Below are 17,955 nucleotides of genomic sequence, written 5' to 3'. Positions count from 1 at the left end.
AGATTGCACCATGCCCAGGGCCAATCGGGGTCATAGATTTCTTCCCATGACGAACCGCATCGACCTCGCCAAGAAGGCCCCGAAGGTCTACCGCGCCATGATCGCCCTCGACGCCGCCGCTCGCGAAGGCCTCGAGGAGCAGCTCGCCGAGCTCGTCCGCATCCGCGCGTCCCAGCTCAACCACTGCGCCTACTGCCTCAACATGCACACGGTCGACGCCCGCAAGGGTGGCGAGACCGAGGCCCGCATCTACCTGCTCAACGCATGGGAGGAGGCAGGCGACCTCTACACCGAGAAGGAGAAGGCCGCACTGCTGCTGACCGAGGCCATCACGGTCATGAGCAGCCACGAGTACGTCAGCGACGAGGTCTACGAGCGCGCCGCGAAGCACTTCGAGGAGGAGGAACTGGCCCAGCTCATCGCGCTGATCTTCACCATCAACTCGTGGAACCGGATCGCGGTCTCCACCCGGAAGGTGCCCGCCGTCCACTAGGACCTGCCGAGAGAGTGACTTTCGGACACACTCCGTTGACCGTCGGTGTGGCGGTTAGTAAGTTTCCCACGTGTCCACTGAAAGCAGTGCCGAGTCCAGTCCACTGGTGAAGATCCGGTCGTTGCTGCCGGGCCTCGCGCGCGCCGAGCAGCGCGTCGCGAAGGTGGTGCTGGAGAACCCCGGAACTGTCGCGCACCGCAGCATCACCGAGGTCGCCGAGCAGGCGGGCACCAGTGAGACGACGGTGACGCGGTTCTGCAAGGCGATCGGCGTCGGTGGGTACCCGGAGCTGCGCATCGCGCTCGCCGCCGACACGGCCCGCAGCCAGGCCAGGGCCAACCACGACATGGGTGGCGACATCGGACCGGGCGACGACCTCAAGCAGGTCGTCGGCAAGGTCGCGTTCGCCGACGCCCGCGCCGTCGAGGAGACCGCCGAGCAGCTCGACGTCGAGTCGCTCGACAAGGTCGTCCAAGCGGTCGCGGGCGCCCGTCGTGTGGACGTCTACGGTTTCGGCGCCTCGGCGTTCGTGGCGTTCGACCTGCAGCAGAAGCTGCACCGCATAGGGCTCACCTGCTTCGCGTGGAACGACACGCACATCGCGCTGACGTCGGCCGCCGTGCTGACCGAGGCGGACGTCGCCGTGGGCATCTCGCACACCGGCTCGACCGCGGAGACCGTCGAGGCCCTGCGCGTCGCCCGCGAGACCGGCGCCACCACGGTCGCACTGACGAACTTCCCGCGCTCGCCCATCACCGAGGTCGCCGACCACGTGCTGACCACGGCCGCGCGCGAGACCACGTTCCGCTCCGGCGCGATGGCAAGTCGCATCGCCCAGCTCACGGTGATCGACTGCCTGTTCATCGGGGTCGCCCAGCACCACGTCGACACGGCGAAGACGGCGCTGGAGGCGACCTACGAAGCGGTGTCGGGGCACCGGCTCGGTGCCCGGCCGGATGGCCGCCGACGGCCGCGGGAGACGTCTAAATGATCTCCCCCCGGGACGGTGTGGTGGTGCGCGTGGAATCTCCGACCGAGCAACGGAACCCCCGCACCGCCGACATCGACCGGGTACCCACGATCGACGTGCTGCGCATGATCAACGAAGAGGACCGCACGGTCCCGGCGGCGGTCGCGGAGGCGCTGCCGGAACTGGCCCGCGCCGTCGACCTCGGCGTCGAGGCGATCATGTCCGGCGGCCGGGTGCACTACGTCGGCGCCGGCACGTCCGGGCGGCTGGCCACGCTGGACGCCGCCGAGCTCGTGCCCACGTTCAACGCCCCGGCGGACTGGTTCGTCGCCCACCACGCCGGCGGTCCGGAAGCCCTCGTCCGTGCCGTCGAAGAGGTGGAGGACCACTCCGGCGCCGCCCAGATCCGCCGTCACGCCACCGCGAAAGACCTGGTGGTGGGCATCGCAGCGTCCGGACGCACGCCGTTCGTGATCGGTGCGCTGGAAGAGGCGCAAGCGCTTGGCGCCCACACCGTGCTGGTCTCGAACAACGCGTCGGTGCCGTTCACACCGGACGTCCTGGTCGCGCTGAACACCGGCCCCGAGGCCATCGCCGGCTCCACGCGGATGAAGGCGGGATCGGCCCAGAAGCTGGTCCTGACGTCGTTCTCCACGGCCGTGATGATCAAGCTCGGCCGCACCTACTCGAACCTGATGGTCAGCATGCGCGCGACGAACGCGAAGCTGCGCGGGCGGACGATCCGGATCCTGCACGAGGCCACCGGCCAGCCCGAGACCGCCTGCGAACAGGCGCTGGCGGACGCGTCCGGTGACCTCAAGGTGGCACTCGTGCACCTGCTGTCGGGCGAACCGACCGAACGTGCGGCCGCTGCCCTGGAGGACACGAAGGGCCACGTCCGCAACGCCCTGGACCGGCTAGCCGGCTAGGTCCGGTCCGAACACCTCGTAGTGGATGTCGGTGACACCCGCTTCGAGCAACTGCGCCCGCATCGCGCGCAGGAACGGCACCGGTCCGCACAGGTAGGCGGTGGTGTCCTGCGGGAACTCGACCGCGCCGAGGTCGACCAGCCCGGTCCGTTCGGCGGGCCACTGTCCGATCGGCCGCTCGTAGAAGACGTGCGCCTGCGCGCTCTCCAGCTTCGCGACGAGCTGGGCGAGCTCCGCGCGGAACGGGTGCGTGAGCTGGTCGCGGTCGCCGTGGATCGCGACGACCCGCCGGGGTGAGTCGGTGGCGGCCAGCTCGGCGAGCATGGAGATCATCGGCGTGCAGCCGATGCCCGCCGACGCCAGCAGCACGGGGCCTTCACCGGGCACCAGCGTCAGGTCCCCGGCAGGATGGCTGACCAGCACGGTGCTGCCGACCGGCACGTTGTCGTGCAGGTGGCTGGACACCTCGCCGTCGCGCTTCACCGAGAACTGCAGTGCGTCGTCAGACCGTCCGGACAGGCTGTACTGGCGGATCTGCCGGGCGCCGTCGGCGAGCGGGACCTGCACCGACACGTACTGCCCAGGCTCGCCCGCGCGCACCTGCCCGTCGAGCGGCCTGACCACGAACGTCACGACGTCCTCGGTCTCCTGGAACCGGGCGATCACCCGGTGTTCCCGCTGCCCCTGCGGGAGGAACCGCTCGAGGCCGATCAACGTGTCGGCCATCAGCCAGTAGACCTCGCTCCAGGCCTGGCCCACCTCGTCGCTCACGTCGAGGACCTCGGCGACGGCCCCGAGCAGGTGCTTGTGGACGACCGCGTACTGGCCGGGCGTCACGCCGACCGACACGTGCTTGTGGGCGATGCGGCGCAGCATCCCGTCCGGCGTCTGCCCGGCGAGCAGCCCCGAGGCGAACGTGGCGATCGACCCCGCCAGCGCCTGCGCCTGCGTGCCGTTGGCCTGGTTGCCGCGGTTGAACATGTCGCGCAGCAGCATCGGGTGTTCTTCGAACATGCGCTCGTAGAACAACGCGCTGATCTCACCGATGGCGGCGCCGACGGCGGGCAGGGTGGCCTCGACCAGGTCGGCCGACTTCGAGGACAACATCGATTTCCTCACTTCAGCTGCAGGGTGAGCAGCACAGGACCGGTGGGATCAGCGACGAGGTCCTCGACGCTCAGCGGATCGAGCGAGGCGTAGAAAGCTTCCTGGGCCTGGCGCAGCGCGCGCCGAAGACGGCAGGCCGCGGCCAGCGGGCACGGCACGTCGCCCTCGCAGTCGACGACGTCGCCCTCGCCTTCCAACTGGCGGACGAGCCACCCCACCGAGACGAGACGTCTCGTCTCGGCGAGGGCCAGGCCGCCACCTCGGCCGCGTCGGGCTACGACGATCCCCAGGTGCTGGAGTTGAGCGACGACTTTCGCGGCGTGGGTGTACTGCACGCCCATGACCTCGGCGACTTCGCGCGTGGTCGGGTTCGACGAGACGAGACGGTCCGTCTCGGCAACGGCCAGACGCATCACGATCCGCAGCGCGATGTCGGTGCTCTTGGTCAGCCTCACAAGATCGAGGCTAGCTTAATTGGAATCTGAGATGCATGTTATCCGGGCAACACCGGACGCCACGGGATCGGCGTCGACAGCACCATTGCGCTGGACGTCTCCCCGTGAGCGGCCAGCCGGACCAGCAGCCGTTCCAACTCGACGATGCTCGTGGTGACGACCTTCACAACCGAGCAGATGTCCCCGGTGAGCCGCACGACCTCGACCACTTCGGGGAGGTCGTCGAGCAGCTCGGGGTGGACCGTGATGCAACGAGGGCCGTAGCACTTCATGCGCACCAACGCGACGACCGGACGTCCGACGACGGTGGGGTCGACCACGGCGCGATAGCCGGTGATGGCTCCCATGTTCTCCAGCCGGCGGACCCGTTGGGCGACCGTCGGCGGGGAGACGTGGACTCGGCGTGCGAGTTCGTTGTACGACAGGCGCGCATCCTCTTGGAGCGCCTCCAACAGGGCCTTGTCCACCTCGTCCAACATGAATGCAAAGGTACTTGGGGATCTGTTTTGCGTTCAGAAGAAGTTTGACGCGAACGCCTTTCGTCGCCCATTCAGGTGACGAGGCCCAGGCAGGACGATTGAACCCATGAGCTGCCCCGTGTCCCCCAAGCTGGATTTCGGCGGCACCACGCCGTACGAGGACTACGTGCACGCGTCGGTGTTGCACACCCTTCAACAGCAGTGGTCCAAAGATCCCCGTGAGATGTCGTTCCTGGTCATCACGCAGGTGATGGAGCTGTACTTCGGCCTGCTGTGCTTCGAGTGGCGCCAGGCCCAGACCGAACTGCGGGCCAACGACCTCCGCGCGGCCGTGCAGACGCTGCGGCGTTCCGACCTGCACCTGCAGGCGCTGTCCGCGGCATGGCGGCCGATCGCGCGGATGACGCCGACCGAGTTCAACTCGTTCCGCGACGCGCTCGGCGAGGGGTCCGGCTTCCAGTCGGGCATGTACCGCGAGATGGAGTTCCTGCTCGGCGAGAAGTCCGCGTCGATGCTCGTGCCGCACCGGGCCGTGCCCGCGATGCACGACCAGCTGGAGAAGTCGCTGGCGCTGCCGTCGCTCTACGACGACGTGCTGGCCGCGTTGCAGCGCAAGGGTTTCGACATCCCGCAGACTGTCCTGGACCGCGACCTGACCAAGGCCTACGAACCGTCGGCCGAGGTCGAGCAGGTGTGGGCGGCGATCTACCGCGGCAGCGACCGCGACCTGCTGGAACTGGGCGAGGCGCTGACCGACATCGCCGAGGAGTTCGCGCGCTGGCGTTACGACCACCTGCTGGCGACCCGCCGGTCGATGGGCTCGAAGGTCGGCACGGGTGGGTCCGCTGGTGTTGCATGGCTGGAGAAGCGCACCCAACGAGCGGTGTTCCCCGAGCTGTGGACCGCGAGGAGTTACGTGTGAGGCGTGAGCTGTTCGACATCCCCGAAGGTGTCATCTACCTCGACGGCAACTCCCTCGGCGCAGCACCGAAACACGTCGCCGACCGCATGCAGGACGTCGTCAGGAACCAGTGGGGCACGCGGCTCATCCGCTCCTGGAGCGAGGGCTGGTGGGAGGCGCCGCAACGGATCGGCGACCGCGTCGGCCGGCTGATCGGTGCCGCCGAAGGCCAGGTCGTGGTCGGCGACTCGACGTCGGTCAACGTCTTCAAGGCGTTGATGGGCGCGGTGAAGGGCACCAGCCGCACCGAGATCGTGTGCGACGAGTCGACGTTCCCGACCGACGGCTACATCGCACAGTCGGTGGCTTCGCTGACAGGGCTGGAGATCCGGGCCGCGCATCCGTCCTCTTTGGACCTGACCGAGGACACCGCCGTGGCGCTGCTCAACCAGGTCGACTACCGGACCGGCGAGCTGCACGACATGAAGGCGCTCACCGAGCAGGCGCATGCCGTTGGCGCACAGGTGGTCTGGGACCTCTGCCACAGCGCGGGCGTGCTGCCCATCGAATTGGACGCGCTCCAAGTCGACTACGCGATCGGCTGCACCTACAAGTTCCTCAACGGCGGACCGGGCTCGCCGGCGTACATCTATGTGCCGAAGCACAAGCAGGCGACGTTCGAGAACCCGCTGTCGGGCTGGAACGGCCACCGCGAGCCGTTCGGCATGAAGCCCTCCTACGAACCGGACCCCGGCATCGTGCGCGCACGCGTCGGCACGCCGGACATCCTGTCGATGCTGGCACTCGACGCCGCCCTGGACGTCTGGGACGGCGTCGACCTGGCCGAACTGCGCGAGCGCGGGCTCAGGCTGACCGCATTGTTCCGCGAGCACGTCGAGAAGCTCACGAACCTCGAGGTGATCACTCCCGAACAACGCGGCAACCAGATCTCGGTGCGCTGCCAGGACGCCAAGGCCGTCATGGACGAACTGATCGCGCGCGGCGTCATCGGCGACCACCGGCCGCCGGACGTCCTGCGGTTCGGGTTCGCCCCGCTCTACGTGACCGACGAGGACGCGATCAGGGCCGCCGAGGTCCTCGCGGAGATCACCCGGTGAGTGCGGCGTCCGCGATGCTGCGAGCTTCGCGGGCGCCTGCCTCCAACGAGGAGCACACGAACAGGATCCACTCGGCCAGGCCTTCGAGGGTCCCCGACGCGAACGCCACGGACGCGGCCTCGTACTCGGCCGAACGCCGCAGGCACGCCACCTCGGGCACACCGAGGCCCTTGGGGTCGAGGCCCGAGGAGATCGACGTCATCCGCGCGGCCGCCCGCGCGACCACGCCGTTGGCGACGTCGAACGGCGCGAGCCCGAGCAGTTCGCCGTGCACCACCGCGACGACGACGGGCGCCGGCACGGACGTCCCGCCGGTGACCAACGAGCCGAGCATGTCGAGCCGCTGAGACACGTCCTCGGAGACGCGCGGTCGTCCGACGTCGGTCGTGAGGTCCGCGGAGGCGAGAACGTGCAACCGCGCGAGGGCCTGCAACGGCGCGCGCTGCCACGTGGCGACGAGTCCGCCCAGCGCTTCCGCGACCCGCAACGACCCGGCCAGCACGGGATCCGAGACCTCGCCGGACTCGGGAATCTCGGTCGGACCGCCCTCCAGGGCCGCCGACGCACGGGCCGCGCGGACGGACGCCTCCGCCGCCGTCGTGGCCCAGCCGCGCAGGTTCACCCGATGGCGGTGCACCTGGAAGACGGCGTCCTTGGCGGCGTTCGCGGCGTCAGCCACGCCAGGCAAGGAAAGCAGCGGAGCGAGAGGATCGGTCACGGTCGCGCAGAGTACCTGACCAGGTGAAACCGGTGACCCAGCTCACTGCGCAGACCGTTGAGCGCGCAACTGCGCCCGTTCAACGCGCCACACGTGCCCGGACCAGACAAAACGGGTTACACAATGACAGCCGTGTAACCGACCTCCCCAGATTGGTCTGAACCTTTTTGGGGAGGAACCTGTTGGAAGTGAACTGGCTCGCACTACGGTCAGTACCCGCATCCCCAACCGGTCTGGACATTCCAGGAGGTCTCGCACCATGACGCAGTCGCCAGGCCAGGGCAACGCTCTGGACAACCTGCTCACGGAGAGCAGGACGTTCCCGCCTTCCGACGAGTTCGCGGCACAGGCGAACGCACAGCCCGCGCTGTACGAGGAGGCGAAGGCCGACCGCGAGGCGTTCTGGGCGAAGCAGGCGGAACGGCTGCACTGGGAAACCAAGTGGGACCAGGTCCTCGACTGGTCCGGCGCGCCGTTCGCCAAGTGGTTCGTCGGCGGCAAGCTCAACGTGGCCTACAACTGCGTCGACCGCCATGTCGAGTCCGGCCACGGCGACCAGGTCGCCATCCACTGGGAGGGCGAGCCCGGCGACAGCCGCGCCATCACCTACGCCGAGCTGCAGCGCGAGGTCTCCAAGGCCGCGAACGCGTTGACGTCGCTGGGGATCGGCGCCGAGGACCGCGTCGCGATCTACATGCCGATGGTCCCCGAGGCGATCTTCGCGATGCTCGCCTGCGCCCGCGTCGGCGCGATGCACAGCGTCGTGTTCGGCGGCTTCTCCGCCGAGGCGCTGCGCACCCGCATCGAGGACTCCTCGTGCCGCCTCGTGATCACGACCGACGGCCAGTACCGCCGCGGCAACCCGGCTCCGCTCAAGCCGGCCGTGGACGAGGCCGTCGCCGGCGCGCCGTCGGTGGAGAAGGTCATCGTCGTCAAGCGCACCGACACCGAGGTCGCGTGGACGGACAAGGACGTGTGGTGGCACGAGCTGGTGGACTCGCAGTCCGACCAGCACACCCCCGAGGCGTTCGACTCGGAGCACCCGCTCTTCATCCTCTACACCTCGGGCACCACGGGTAAGCCGAAGGGCATCCTGCACACGTCCGGTGGCTACCTCACGCAGGCGTCGTACACGCACAACTACGTGTTCGACCTCAAGCCGGACACCGACGTGTACTGGTGCACCGCGGACATCGGCTGGGTCACCGGCCACAGCTACATCGTCTACGGCCCGCTGTCGAACCGCGTGACGCAGGTCGTCTACGAAGGCACGCCGAACACCCCGAACGAGGGCCGGCACTGGGACATCGTGCAGAAGTACGGCGTCTCGATCTACTACACGGCGCCGACGCTGATCCGCACCTTCATGAAGTGGGGCGCGGACATCCCGGCCAAGTACGACCTGAGCAGCCTCCGCGTGCTGGGTTCGGTCGGCGAGCCGATCAACCCCGAGGCGTGGATCTGGTACCGCGAGAACATCGGTGGCGGCAAGGCCCCGATCGTCGACACGTGGTGGCAGACCGAGACCGGCGCGATCATGATCTCGCCGCTGCCCGGCGTCATCTCGACCAAGCCCGGTTCGGCGCAGCAGCCGCTGCCCGGCATCGGCGCGAAGGTCGTCAACGACGAGGGCGTCGAGGTCCCGCACGGTGGCGGTGGCTACCTGGTGCTGGACGAGCCGTGGCCGTCGATGCTGCGCGGCATCTGGGGCGACGAGGAGCGCTACCGCGACACGTACTGGTCGCGTTTCTCCGACCAGGGCTTCTACTTCGCCGGTGACGGTGCGAAGTACGACGCGGACGGCGACATCTGGCTGCTCGGCCGCGTCGACGACGTGATGAACGTGTCCGGTCACCGCATCTCGACCACCGAGGTCGAGTCGGCGCTCGTGTCGCACCCGACCGTGGCCGAGGCCGCCGTCGTCGGCGCGTCCGACGACACGACCGGCCAGGGCATCGTGGCGTTCGTGATCCTGCGCGGTGGCGCGGGTGCCGACGCCGGTGGCGCCGACGCGATCAAGGCGCTGCGCGACCACGTGGCCAAGGAGATCGGCCCGATCGCGAAGCCGCGGCAGATCATGGTCGTGCCGGAGCTGCCGAAGACGCGCTCGGGCAAGATCATGCGTCGCCTGCTGCGCGACGTCGCCGAGAACCGCACGGTCGGCGACGTGACGACGCTGGCCGACTCGTCGGTCATGGACCTGATCTCGGCCGGTCTGCAGTCGGGCAAGTCCGAAGACTGATCTCGTTCAAACGTGACGGGCGTCCTCACCTGAGGGCGCCCGTTCGCGTTAGGATTCCATCCAGGTGAGCCGGGAAGTCTGGTCGGCACGAGTATTCGTGTACCTGTCGACCGCCCTGGGAGCCCTGTGTCCAGCAAGATCGCTGACTTCGCCCGTTACCTGCGCACCGAGACCGTGGGCGGAACCGTCTTGCTCGGCGCCACGGCCATCGCGCTGCTGTGGGCCAACTCGCCGTTCTCCCCCGCCTACTTCGCGCTGCGGGACCTTCACCTGGGACCGTTGAGCGTCGGCGACTGGGCCAAGGACGGGCTGCTGGCCGTCTTCTTCTTCGTCGCCGGGCTCGAACTGAAGCGCGAACTCGTCGTCGGTGAGCTGTCGAACTTCAAGGCGGCGATCCTGCCGATCATCGCGGCCGCCGGCGGGATGATCGTGCCCGCGCTGGTCGCGCTGTCGATCGGCTGGGGGCAGCCGGGGATCGAGAAGGCGTGGGCGATTCCGGTCGCGACGGACATCGCGTTCGCGCTCGGAGTGCTGGCCCTGACCGCGTCCGGACTGCCGTCGAGCCTGCGGGTGTTCCTGCTGTCGTTGGCCGTGGTCGACGACCTGGGCGCCATCATCTTGATCGCGATCCTGTTCACGGCCCAGTTCAACCTGCTCGCGGCGGGCGCGGTCGTGCTGCTGCTGGCGCTGTACTGGTTCCTTCAGCGCAGGAGGATCACCAGCGCCTGGATCTACGTGCCGATCGCTCTCGCGACCTGGTGGTTCATGCACGAGTCGGGCATCCACGCCACGATCGCGGGCGTCGCGCTGGCCTTGCTGACGCGGGTCAGGCGCGACCCGTACGAGCAGGAAGCCCCGGCGGTACGGCTGGAACACCGGCTGCAGCCGTGGTCGGCAGGAGTGGCGGTGCCGGTGTTCGCGCTGTTCGCGGCGGGTGTGCCGGTGGGCTCGGAGGCATTGGGGAAGTTGTTCTCGGACAAGATCGCGCTCGGGGTGATGGCGGGGCTGATCATCGGCAAGGTGATCGGGATCGTCGGGGCCTCGGCGCTCGCGGTGTGGTTCAAGGCGGCGGTCTGGCCGTCCGGGGCGGGGCCGCGCGACATCGTGGCGGTGGCGACGCTGGGCGGGGTCGGGTTCACCGTCAGCCTGCTGATCGCGGACCTCTCCCTCGCCGAGGCCGAGACCGCGAAGGCGGCCGTTCTGCTCGCTTCGATGATCGCGTCGCTGCTCGCCGCGGTGTTGCTCATTCGTCGCAGCCGGGCGCATGGCACCATGTCCGGGTGACCACCAGGGAGCACATCGCGTCGATTCCGCTGACCGCTGACGACCCCACCGCCGAGGCCTCGATCGGCGGCCTCGTCCGCGACGCGACCGCGCAGGTGTCGACCTTGGTCAGAGCAGAGGTCGAGCTCGCCAAGGGCGAGATCACCGCCGAGATCAAGAAGGGCGTGAAGGGCAGCGTCTTCTTCATCGTCGCGCTGACGATCCTGTGCTTCAGCCTGTTCTTCCTGTTCATGGCGCTCGGCTTCGGTTTCGCCGAGTGGTTCGGCTGGGGCTACTGGGCGGGCTTCGGGCTCGTGTTCGCCGTGATGCTGCTCAGCGCCGTGCTGTTCGCCTTCCTCGGTTACCGCAAGGTCAAGAAGATCAGGGCACCCGAGAAGTCGATCGCGGCCGCGAAGGACACCGTCGCGGCCCTCACGCGCAGGGGCGACGACAACTGAGCCGCAAACCCGACCCGTCCGTCGTGCGGGTCGCGGGCCCCTGGACGCACCGCGACGTCTCGGCCAACGGCATCCGCCTGCACGTCGCCGAGCTGGGCGAAGGCCCGCTCGTGCTGCTGCTTCACGGGTTCCCCGAGTTCTGGTGGTCGTGGCGGCACCAGCTGACCGCACTGGCCGAGGCCGGCTATCGCGCCGTGGCCGTCGACCTGCGCGGCTACGGCGATTCGGACAAGCCTCCCCGCGGCTACGACGGCTTCACCCTCGCGGGTGATGTCGCGGGCCTGATCAAGGCACTTGGCGCCCAGCGCGCGCACCTCGTGGGTCACGCGTGGGGCGGCGCCACGGCGTGGACGGTCGGTGCCATGCATCCGCGCGTGGTCTCGTCGATCTCCGTGCTGTCCGCACCGCACCCTCTGGTGACGCGCCGGACGTTCCGCAGGCATCCGCGCACGAACTCGCACGTGCTGCGCTTCCAGCTGCCGATCCACCCGGAACGCTGGCTGACCGCCGAGAACGGCCTGCAGGTCGCCAAGCTGCTGTCGGCGTGGTCCGGGCCGAAGTGGCGCTCGGCGCCCGAGTTCGACGAGGTCATCCGCCGCTGCCGGCAGGCGATGACGGTGCCGGGCGTGGCCCACAGCGCGCTGGAGTACTACCGCTGGGCGGTGCGCTCACAACTGCGCAGCGACGGCCGCCGATTCGCCGAGGCCGTCGACAAGCCGATGCAGGTACCGGTGCTGCAGATCCACGGTTCGCTCGACCCGATCGTCCGGGAGTCCGCCGCGCGCGACTCGCTGCCGTGGCTCGGGCCCGAGTCGGAGTTCCGCTACCTGCCCGAGGTGGGGCACTTCCCGAACCAGGAAGCGCCGCACACCACGAGCAGGCTGATCACCGAGTTCCTGCAGAAGCTGAGCTGAACGCCGCCGCGAGTTCGGCCGCGGGGTCGTCCGGCAGCTCCGTCGAGCGCCAGGCGACGTAGCCGTCCGGCCTGACCAGCGACGCGCCCTTGGCGGACAGCCCGAAGATCTCCAGCTGCTCGACGCGTTCGTAGTGGACGAGTCCCGAGGCGGCCTCCTCCCACTGCGGGTGGTCGGCGACGAGCACCCAGCCGCGCTGGAACAGGTCCAAAGTGGACTTGCCCGGCTCGATCCACGCGTGCGGGGCGCGCGTGCCCGGCTGGCCGTTCCACTGCTCGGGGAGCTGCGCGGGCGGCAGTTCCGGGCCCGCGCCGAGCACCGCGTCCGAGCGGTAGAGGACGCCGTAGTGCATCGCGTTGTTGTCGATCAACGGCACGTCCTCCGGTTCGCCGTCGCGGTTGTGGCCGTCGTTGCGGGCGAAGATCTGCTGGTGGCAGAGCAGGGCGACCGGGCGCCGTTCGGCGTCGTAGGTGTCCAGGAGGGACGGTCGTGACTCGCCGCCCAGCACGGCCGCCAGTTTCCACGCGAGGTTGTGCGCGTCCTCGATGCCGACGTTCGCCCCGAACCCGCCACGGCTCGGCGGCAACGTGTGCGCGGCGTCCCCGGCCAGGAAGATCCGGCCCTGCGAGAACCGGTCGGCGACGGCGGCGCTGATCGTCCAGCGGCCCGTCGTGACGATCTCGATCTCCAGGTCGTCGCGGCCGATCGCCTGGACGATCTTCTCCCGCAGTTCGGGCTCGCTGTACTCGCGGTCGTCGAGCATCAGGACCCAGCGGCCGTCGCCGTAGGTGGTCAGGAAACCGACGCCGTCGACGATGAACTGGCCGATGCCGTCCTTGAGGTACTCGTCCAGCGGCGCACGGAACAGCACGCTGCGGGAGGTGTGCATGTATCCGCGACCGCTGCGGGTGATGCCGAGCTGTTCCCGGACCGGGCTGCGGTGGCCGTCGGCCGCGACCAGGTAGTCGGCGCGGATCTCGTATGGCTCGCCGTCACCCTGCACGAGCGCCGTGACGCCGTCGTCGTCCTGCGTGAACTCCAGCAGCCGGGTGCTCATGCGGATGTCCGCGCCGAGCTCACGGGCCTTGTCGCGCAGGAGTGGCTCCATCCTGTCCTGCGCGACGCCGACGCCGGTCGACGGCGAGTACTCCACGGTCGAGAGCTCGCTCGGAGGCGTCCAGAACGTCTCCTCGAACCGTTCCCCCACGAGGCTCGCCACCCGGACCCGCCGGATGCCGAACCCCTTCGCCATCCTGCTCGCCGGCAGCTCGTCCTCCAGCCCGGCGGCACGCAGCATCTCACCGGTCCGTGCCGTGAAACCGACCGCTCGCGGGTGCGGTGAGCTGCCCGGATGCTTCTCCACCAGCACCACGTCCACTCCGCGCCACGCCAGGAACAACGCGGCCGACGTCCCCGCCAGCCCTCCCCCGACCACCAACACCGAAGTCTTCATCTCATCCTCCCAATACGCCGTATCGCTCAATACACTGTATCGCGATGAGACGCTGTATTGTCCAGCCCGATGTCGAACGAAGCCGTGTGGGACCGCCCAGAGCCGCCCAGCAAGCCGTCCCCGACCCCGCTGAGCAGGGACCTGATCGTGGGTGCCGCGATCAGGCTCGCCGACGAGGGCGGGCTCGACGAGGTGTCGTTCCGCAAGGTCGCCGCCGCCCTGAACGCCGGCCCGATGCGCCTCTACGGCTACGTCGAGACCAAGGACGAACTGCTCGACCTCATGGTCGACGAGGTCTACGGCGAGATCACACCACCGGGGAAGTCAGCGGACTGGCGCGAGGGACTGCGGCACGTCGCGCACGGCATCCGGGACGCGGCGAGGCGGCACGAGTGGTTCATCGACCTGCTGAGCAACCGGCCGCACCAGGGTCCGCACGCCCTGACGCACATGGAGACCACGCTCGCCGCGGTCCGGTTCGAAGACATCGACCACGTCCTCGACGTGGTCGGCGCGGTGATGGCGTACGTCTTCGGGGCCGTCCGCGGCGAGATCACCGAACTGCGCGCGGAGCGGTCGTCGGGCATGACCGAGGAGCAGTGGCAGCGGGCGTCCGGCCCGTACATGCAGCGGATGCTCGCGACCGGCAGGTTCCCGACGCTGGCCAGGGTCATGCACGAGTCCAGCGACCGCGATCCGGCGGTGAGGTTCGAGACGGGCCTCGACTACGTCCTCGACGGCGTCGCGGCCCGTCATCGGCTCTAGCTGGCGCAGCCCTGGGTCGAGGCCCGGCGGGTCAGCGTCGGCGCCTTCTGCACCATCGCCTGCACCTGCTGGGCCGTGAGCACGAAGCCCGTCTCCGGGTCGTCGACCGCGGCACCGAAGACCACGCCCATCACCCGGCCGTTCGGGTCGACCAGCGGGCCGCCCGAGTTGCCGGAGCGGACCTCGGCGCGCACCGTGTAGACGTCGCGCGTGACCGTCTGTGCGTCGTAGATGTCCGGGCCGCGCAGCAGCGGGATGCGCTCGCGGACGCGGGCCGGCGAGGCCTTGTACGGGCCGTCGAGCGGGTAGCCGAGCACGATGCCGTCCTCGCCCGGCTGCACCTCGTCCGAGCGGAACTGCAGCGGCGTGGCCTCCAGGTCCGGCACCGCGAGCACGGCGATGTCCGTGCGCGGGTCGTAGGAGACGACCGTCGCGTCGAACTGGCCGCGGCCGACCTCGACCGTGACCTCGTTCGTGCCGGCGACGACGTGCGCGTTGGTCATGACCCGCTCCGGCGCGATGACGAAACCGGTGCCCTCCAGGGCGCGCGAGCACGACGGCGCCCGGCCGCGGACCTTCAGCACCGACGCCTGCAGCCGCTTCGCGACCGGGGATTCCGCGAGCTGGTTGTTCGGCGGCTCGACGTCCTTGAGCGGCGTGCGGTTGAACGGGTCCATCGCCTGCGGGAAGCCGGAGACGTCGAAGAGCTTCTGCAGGTCGTTCGACAGCACCCTGGCGGCCTGCGGCATGGTGTCGTTGACCTTGCCGAGGATGACCGACTGGTTGAGCGACGACGTGAGGTTCGGCAGGCCGACGACCGAGGTCAGCGGCAGCGCGATCATCCACGCCACGATGAAGACGACCATGCCCTGCACGATCGCGCCCAGGGCGTTGTCCGCGCCCTTGAGCGGCGACGCGTTGACGCGGGCCTTGATCGTCCGGCCGATGTAGACGCCGATCGTCTCGCCCAGTGCCACGAGCAGCACGACGATGCCGACCGCGAACACGACCTTGGTGACGACGTTCTCGAACTGGGAGACGAGCAGCGGTGCGATCTGCGTGCCCAGCACCAGGCCGACGAGCACGCCGACGAACGCGGGCAGCGCGACGACCATGCCTTGCCTGGCCCCGGAGACCGCGGCGATCGCGGCAAGGCCCAGCACCAGCAGGTCAACCCAGTTCAACCCGAAACCTCCGCCTCACTGTGTAGCGCGCAACGCTAGTTCAAGGTCACGCACATCGGTCGCATCCCACGGCTGTTCCCAGCCGCCGAGTGCGATCAGGCCGTTGATCAACCCCGCGGTGAAGCCCCACACCAGCATGCCCGGCGCGGAGAAGGCCGCTCCGACGTAGCCCGCGGGGTGACGCACCCGGAACCTGTTGGCAGGATCGGCGAGGTGCGCGACCGGCACCCGGGCGACCGCGGCGGTCTCCGCCAGGTCGACAGGTGCGACGGGGCTCGGCTGTTCCCAGTAGGCGAGCACGGGCGTGACCACGAACCCCGACACCGGCACGTAGAGCTCCGGCAGCGTCGCAAGCGGTCTCACTCCTGACTCAAGTACACCGGTCTCCTCGTAAGCCTCGCGTAATGCCGTGCCCACCGGCCCGTCGTCCGTGTCGTCCTGCGCCCCGCCGGGGAACGCGACCTGGCCCGGATGCGAGCCCAGCGTGTCCGATCGGCGCAACAGCAAGATGTCCGGCCCGTCCTCCTCGGACTCGCCGAACAGCATGAGCACGGCCGCCTTGCGGTAGGCCCTCGTCGGAGTCCGCGGGTCCCGCATGAACGTTCGCCCGTCGATCTCCTCGGTGGCCTTCGCCAGGCGCTGCATCCAGTCGGGTGGCTCCACCGCCTCCGTCATCGAACCGCCTTCTCCACCTGTTCCGGCGCGGTGAAGTACGGCGGATCGGTGATCTGCCGGACTTGACCGTCCGCTGTTACGTAATACGTAGCGGGAAGCGTCATCGGCGCCTTGACCGTCTTGCGCAGCTCGTCGGCGCCGTCGTGGACGGACGGCAGTCGCACGCCGAGCCGGGCGAGCAACTCCAGGCCGTCCGCCTCCCTGCTCTCCACGAGAACTGGGACGACCGGCACGGCACCTGGTTGCTTCGCGTAGGAATCCAGCACGGGCAGCTCCTCCTGGCACGGCTGGCACCAGGTCGCCCAGAAGTTGATCAGGAGTGGGCCCTTCAGCGCGACGGCCGTCCGGGTGCCGTCGCCGAGGCACGTCACCCCGATGCCGTCTTGCGCTCCTGGCACGCACGGCCGGAGCTGGGCCTGCGCGCGCAACGCGGCCATGTCCTGCGTCGGGCGGGTGGACGTGGGTGGCGGCCCCGGCGATTCGTCACGGGGCCACAGCGCCACGACACCCGCCACGCCGAGGACGAGCACGACGGCGAGCCAGCGCGTGCGGTTGTTCACCCGACCAGTTTGTCACCGGCCCGAACCCGCTCGGCGAGCTCGATCAGGTGGGGCTTCTCGTCGCCCTTCACGAGCTTGGCCGCCTTGTCCGGATCCTCCGGGCCGAGGCCGTAGGACGGGCAGTCCTTCATCAGCAGGCAGGCGCCGCAAGCTGGGGTTTTGGCGTGGCAGACGCGACGGCCGTGGAAGACGATCCAGTGCGAGGCCATGGTCCAGTCGTGCTTCTCGATCAGCTCGCCGATGGCGTGCTCGACCTTGACGGCGTCGTCGAGGTCCGTCCAGCCCCAGCGGCGCACGAGCCGGCCGAAGTGGGTGTCGACTGTGAGCCCGGGCACATCGAACGCGTTGCCGAGAACCACGTTGGCCGTCTTGCGTCCTACACCAGGGAGCTTGACCAGCTCCTCCATGTTGCCCGGCACCACCCCGTCGTGCTGCTCCACGAGAGCGGCACCGAGACCCAGCAGGGACGTTGCCTTGTTCCGGAAGAAACCGGTGGGGCGGAGCATCTCTTCGAGTTCCGTCCGGTCGGCGCCGGCGTAGTCGGCGGCCGTCGGGTACTTCGCGAAGAGCGCGGGGGTGACCTCGTTGACCTTCTTGTCGGTGCACTGCGCGGACAGGATGACCGCCACGACGAGCTCGAGCGGAGTGGTGAAGTCCAGCTCGCAGTGCGCGTCGGGGTATCCCTCGGCCAGCACGCGGACCATCCGGCGGGCCCTTCGGGTCAGGCCGAGCTTGGTTTCCGGTTTCTTGGTTGCGGGCACTGATCCAGAGTAGTCAACACGCCGGAACCCACCCCTAGATCCGCACTCGAATCCCTCATGCGCCACACTTCGGAGCATCATGACTGCCTGGCTTGTGATCGTCGTTCCGATCGTGATCATGTTCTTCGCGCTCTTCATGGAGCGCGTCGAAGCGAAGCTCCGGCACGTTGCCGTGCAGGAGAACGAGGTCGAGGAGTTCCTGGAGTCCGCCAGGCCCGAAGAGGTCAAGGCGCTCTACGGACACGGCATCGGTCGCGCACTCGACATGTTCCGCCTCCGTCGCCGCGGCCGCGGTGGTGCGCGCAAGCGCGTCCGCTGATGGCCCTGGTGCTGACCGACACCCAAATGGCGTAGGCTGGCTCGTTGGGCTCTGGATCGAGCCAGTCGGGTTGTTCCTAGTAAGACGGCGAGCCGAGCGGCGATCCACAAGAGAGCCCTTAGACTGCAACGCAGTGATCGGCGGCACGGCGCTGACTCCACCAAAGATGGTGGTAGGCGTGCCGTCGCGTC

The 17,955-nt window shown here is 69.0% G+C and carries 20 protein-coding genes; 11 read left to right on the top strand and 9 right to left on the bottom strand.

Features of this window, described 5'->3' with window-relative positions; all coding sequences use genetic code 11:
• Nucleotides 1-10 precede the first annotated feature (10 nt).
• The 3 genes from PV646_RS12460 (at nucleotide 11) to PV646_RS12450 (ending at nucleotide 2,392) form a co-directional block, all read left to right on the top strand.
• Nucleotides 11-493, top strand: coding sequence for a carboxymuconolactone decarboxylase family protein (locus tag PV646_RS12460; protein WP_500341563.1), 483 nt, complete (start codon nucleotides 11-13; stop codon nucleotides 491-493).
• 70 nt (nucleotides 494-563) lie between these two features.
• Nucleotides 564-1,484, top strand: a complete 921-nt coding sequence (locus PV646_RS12455) for a MurR/RpiR family transcriptional regulator (protein ID WP_500341562.1) — start codon at nucleotides 564-566, stop codon at nucleotides 1,482-1,484.
• Between the two features lie 29 nt (nucleotides 1,485-1,513).
• Entirely contained in the window at nucleotides 1,514-2,392 is an 879-nt protein-coding gene (locus PV646_RS12450) for an N-acetylmuramic acid 6-phosphate etherase (protein WP_500341561.1), read from the top strand.
• On the opposite strand, the gene PV646_RS12445 is transcribed toward PV646_RS12450, so the two are convergent.
• From PV646_RS12445 to PV646_RS12435, 3 genes are read right to left on the bottom strand one after another with little or no spacing between them, the layout of a single operon-like run.
• Nucleotides 2,381-3,499, bottom strand: a complete 1,119-nt coding sequence (locus PV646_RS12445) for a globin domain-containing protein (protein ID WP_500341560.1) — start codon at nucleotides 3,497-3,499, stop codon at nucleotides 2,381-2,383. The genes PV646_RS12450 and PV646_RS12445 overlap by 12 nt on opposite strands.
• Nucleotides 3,500-3,507: 8 nt before the next feature.
• Complete coding sequence (locus PV646_RS12440; RefSeq protein WP_500341559.1) at nucleotides 3,508-3,954, bottom strand: RrF2 family transcriptional regulator; 447 nt, start codon at nucleotides 3,952-3,954, stop codon at nucleotides 3,508-3,510.
• Between the two features lie 38 nt (nucleotides 3,955-3,992).
• Nucleotides 3,993-4,433: an Lrp/AsnC family transcriptional regulator gene (locus tag PV646_RS12435; RefSeq protein WP_211257779.1), complete on the bottom strand. Its 441-nt coding sequence runs from the start codon at nucleotides 4,431-4,433 to the stop codon at nucleotides 3,993-3,995.
• Nucleotides 4,434-4,539: 106 nt separating this feature from the next.
• Here PV646_RS12435 and PV646_RS12430 point away from each other — a divergent pair, with 106 nt between their 5' ends.
• Nucleotides 4,540-5,355 (top strand): tryptophan 2,3-dioxygenase, encoded by an 816-nt coding sequence (locus PV646_RS12430; protein ID WP_500341558.1) that lies wholly within the window; start codon nucleotides 4,540-4,542, stop codon nucleotides 5,353-5,355.
• Entirely contained in the window at nucleotides 5,289-6,452 is a 1,164-nt protein-coding gene (gene kynU, locus PV646_RS12425; RefSeq protein WP_500341557.1) for a kynureninase, read from the top strand. The genes PV646_RS12430 and kynU overlap by 67 nt, the downstream gene beginning before the upstream one ends.
• Here the strand turns inward: kynU and PV646_RS12420 are convergent.
• Nucleotides 6,442-7,131 (bottom strand): oxidoreductase, encoded by a 690-nt coding sequence (locus PV646_RS12420; protein ID WP_500341556.1) that lies wholly within the window; start codon nucleotides 7,129-7,131, stop codon nucleotides 6,442-6,444. The two genes, kynU and PV646_RS12420, sit on opposite strands and share 11 nt — an antisense overlap.
• A gap of 298 nt (nucleotides 7,132-7,429) precedes the next feature.
• Here PV646_RS12420 and acs point away from each other — a divergent pair, with 298 nt between their 5' ends.
• The 4 genes from acs to PV646_RS12400 all read left to right on the top strand — a co-directional run bounded on the left by acs (nucleotide 7,430) and on the right by PV646_RS12400 (nucleotide 12,047).
• Complete coding sequence (gene acs / locus PV646_RS12415; protein WP_500341555.1) at nucleotides 7,430-9,412, top strand: acetate--CoA ligase; 1,983 nt, start codon at nucleotides 7,430-7,432, stop codon at nucleotides 9,410-9,412.
• Between the two features lie 126 nt (nucleotides 9,413-9,538).
• Nucleotides 9,539-10,696 (top strand): Na+/H+ antiporter NhaA, encoded by a 1,158-nt coding sequence (nhaA, locus tag PV646_RS12410; RefSeq protein WP_500341554.1) that lies wholly within the window; start codon nucleotides 9,539-9,541, stop codon nucleotides 10,694-10,696.
• Entirely contained in the window at nucleotides 10,693-11,133 is a 441-nt protein-coding gene (locus PV646_RS12405; RefSeq protein WP_500341553.1) for a phage holin family protein, read from the top strand. The genes nhaA and PV646_RS12405 overlap by 4 nt, the downstream gene beginning before the upstream one ends.
• A gap of 23 nt (nucleotides 11,134-11,156) precedes the next feature.
• Nucleotides 11,157-12,047: an alpha/beta fold hydrolase gene (locus PV646_RS12400; protein ID WP_500341552.1), complete on the top strand. Its 891-nt coding sequence runs from the start codon at nucleotides 11,157-11,159 to the stop codon at nucleotides 12,045-12,047.
• On the opposite strand, the gene PV646_RS12395 is transcribed toward PV646_RS12400, so the two are convergent.
• A complete protein-coding gene (locus PV646_RS12395; protein ID WP_500341551.1) occupies nucleotides 12,019-13,500 on the bottom strand; it encodes an FAD-dependent oxidoreductase in 1,482 nt (493 codons plus the stop codon). The genes PV646_RS12400 and PV646_RS12395 overlap by 29 nt on opposite strands.
• A 69-nt stretch (nucleotides 13,501-13,569) precedes the next feature.
• Here PV646_RS12395 and PV646_RS12390 point away from each other — a divergent pair, with 69 nt between their 5' ends.
• Entirely contained in the window at nucleotides 13,570-14,265 is a 696-nt protein-coding gene (locus PV646_RS12390) for a TetR/AcrR family transcriptional regulator (RefSeq protein ID WP_500341550.1), read from the top strand.
• On the opposite strand, the gene PV646_RS12385 is transcribed toward PV646_RS12390, so the two are convergent.
• From PV646_RS12385 to nth, 4 genes are read right to left on the bottom strand one after another with little or no spacing between them, the layout of a single operon-like run.
• The gene (locus PV646_RS12385; protein WP_189156373.1) at nucleotides 14,262-15,449 is read right to left on the bottom strand and encodes a MarP family serine protease; all 1,188 of its coding nucleotides are present in this window, start codon (nucleotides 15,447-15,449) and stop codon (nucleotides 14,262-14,264) included. The two genes, PV646_RS12390 and PV646_RS12385, sit on opposite strands and share 4 nt — an antisense overlap.
• Before the next feature lie 15 nt (nucleotides 15,450-15,464).
• Nucleotides 15,465-16,124, bottom strand: coding sequence for an NUDIX hydrolase (locus PV646_RS12380; RefSeq protein WP_500341549.1), 660 nt, complete (start codon nucleotides 16,122-16,124; stop codon nucleotides 15,465-15,467).
• Complete coding sequence (locus PV646_RS12375) at nucleotides 16,121-16,684, bottom strand: TlpA family protein disulfide reductase (protein ID WP_500341548.1); 564 nt, start codon at nucleotides 16,682-16,684, stop codon at nucleotides 16,121-16,123. The genes PV646_RS12380 and PV646_RS12375 overlap by 4 nt, the downstream gene beginning before the upstream one ends.
• Nucleotides 16,681-17,388 carry an endonuclease III gene (gene nth / locus PV646_RS12370; RefSeq protein WP_500342373.1) on the bottom strand — a complete coding sequence of 236 codons (708 nt, stop codon included), beginning with the start codon at nucleotides 17,386-17,388 and terminating at the stop codon, nucleotides 16,681-16,683. The genes PV646_RS12375 and nth overlap by 4 nt, the downstream gene beginning before the upstream one ends.
• Before the next feature lie 136 nt (nucleotides 17,389-17,524).
• Here nth and PV646_RS12365 point away from each other — a divergent pair, with 136 nt between their 5' ends.
• On the top strand, nucleotides 17,525-17,764 hold the full coding sequence (locus PV646_RS12365) for a hypothetical protein (protein ID WP_030477588.1): 240 nt from the start codon (nucleotides 17,525-17,527) through the stop codon (nucleotides 17,762-17,764).
• Nucleotides 17,765-17,955: the final 191 nt, after the last annotated feature.

The organism is Streptomyces sp. ID05-26A (genome assembly GCF_033794685.1).
Classification (GTDB): domain Bacteria; phylum Actinomycetota; class Actinomycetes; order Mycobacteriales; family Pseudonocardiaceae; genus Lentzea.
This window is presented reverse-complemented; position numbering and strand designations above follow the sequence as displayed.

What these genes read in the sequence shown, in the direction of transcription:
- PV646_RS12460 (WP_500341563.1), top strand. Translation starts at nt 11, where the DNA reads ATGCCCAGGGCCAATCGGGGTCATAGATTTCTTCCCATGACGAACCGC.
- PV646_RS12445 (WP_500341560.1), bottom strand. Translation starts at nt 3,499, where the DNA reads ATGTTGTCCTCGAAGTCGGCCGACCTGGTCGAGGCCACCCTGCCCGCC.
- PV646_RS12435 (WP_211257779.1), bottom strand. Translation starts at nt 4,433, where the DNA reads ATGTTGGACGAGGTGGACAAGGCCCTGTTGGAGGCGCTCCAAGAGGAT.
- PV646_RS12430 (WP_500341558.1), top strand. Translation starts at nt 4,540, where the DNA reads ATGAGCTGCCCCGTGTCCCCCAAGCTGGATTTCGGCGGCACCACGCCG.
- kynU (WP_500341557.1), top strand. Translation starts at nt 5,289, where the DNA reads ATGGCTGGAGAAGCGCACCCAACGAGCGGTGTTCCCCGAGCTGTGGAC.
- acs (WP_500341555.1), top strand. Translation starts at nt 7,430, where the DNA reads ATGACGCAGTCGCCAGGCCAGGGCAACGCTCTGGACAACCTGCTCACG.
- PV646_RS12395 (WP_500341551.1), bottom strand. Translation starts at nt 13,500, where the DNA reads ATGAAGACTTCGGTGTTGGTGGTCGGGGGAGGGCTGGCGGGGACGTCG.
- PV646_RS12390 (WP_500341550.1), top strand. Translation starts at nt 13,570, where the DNA reads ATGTCGAACGAAGCCGTGTGGGACCGCCCAGAGCCGCCCAGCAAGCCG.
- PV646_RS12380 (WP_500341549.1), bottom strand. Translation starts at nt 16,124, where the DNA reads ATGACGGAGGCGGTGGAGCCACCCGACTGGATGCAGCGCCTGGCGAAG.
- nth (WP_500342373.1), bottom strand. Translation starts at nt 17,388, where the DNA reads ATGGTCCGCGTGCTGGCCGAGGGATACCCCGACGCGCACTGCGAGCTG.
- PV646_RS12365 (WP_030477588.1), top strand. Translation starts at nt 17,525, where the DNA reads ATGACTGCCTGGCTTGTGATCGTCGTTCCGATCGTGATCATGTTCTTC.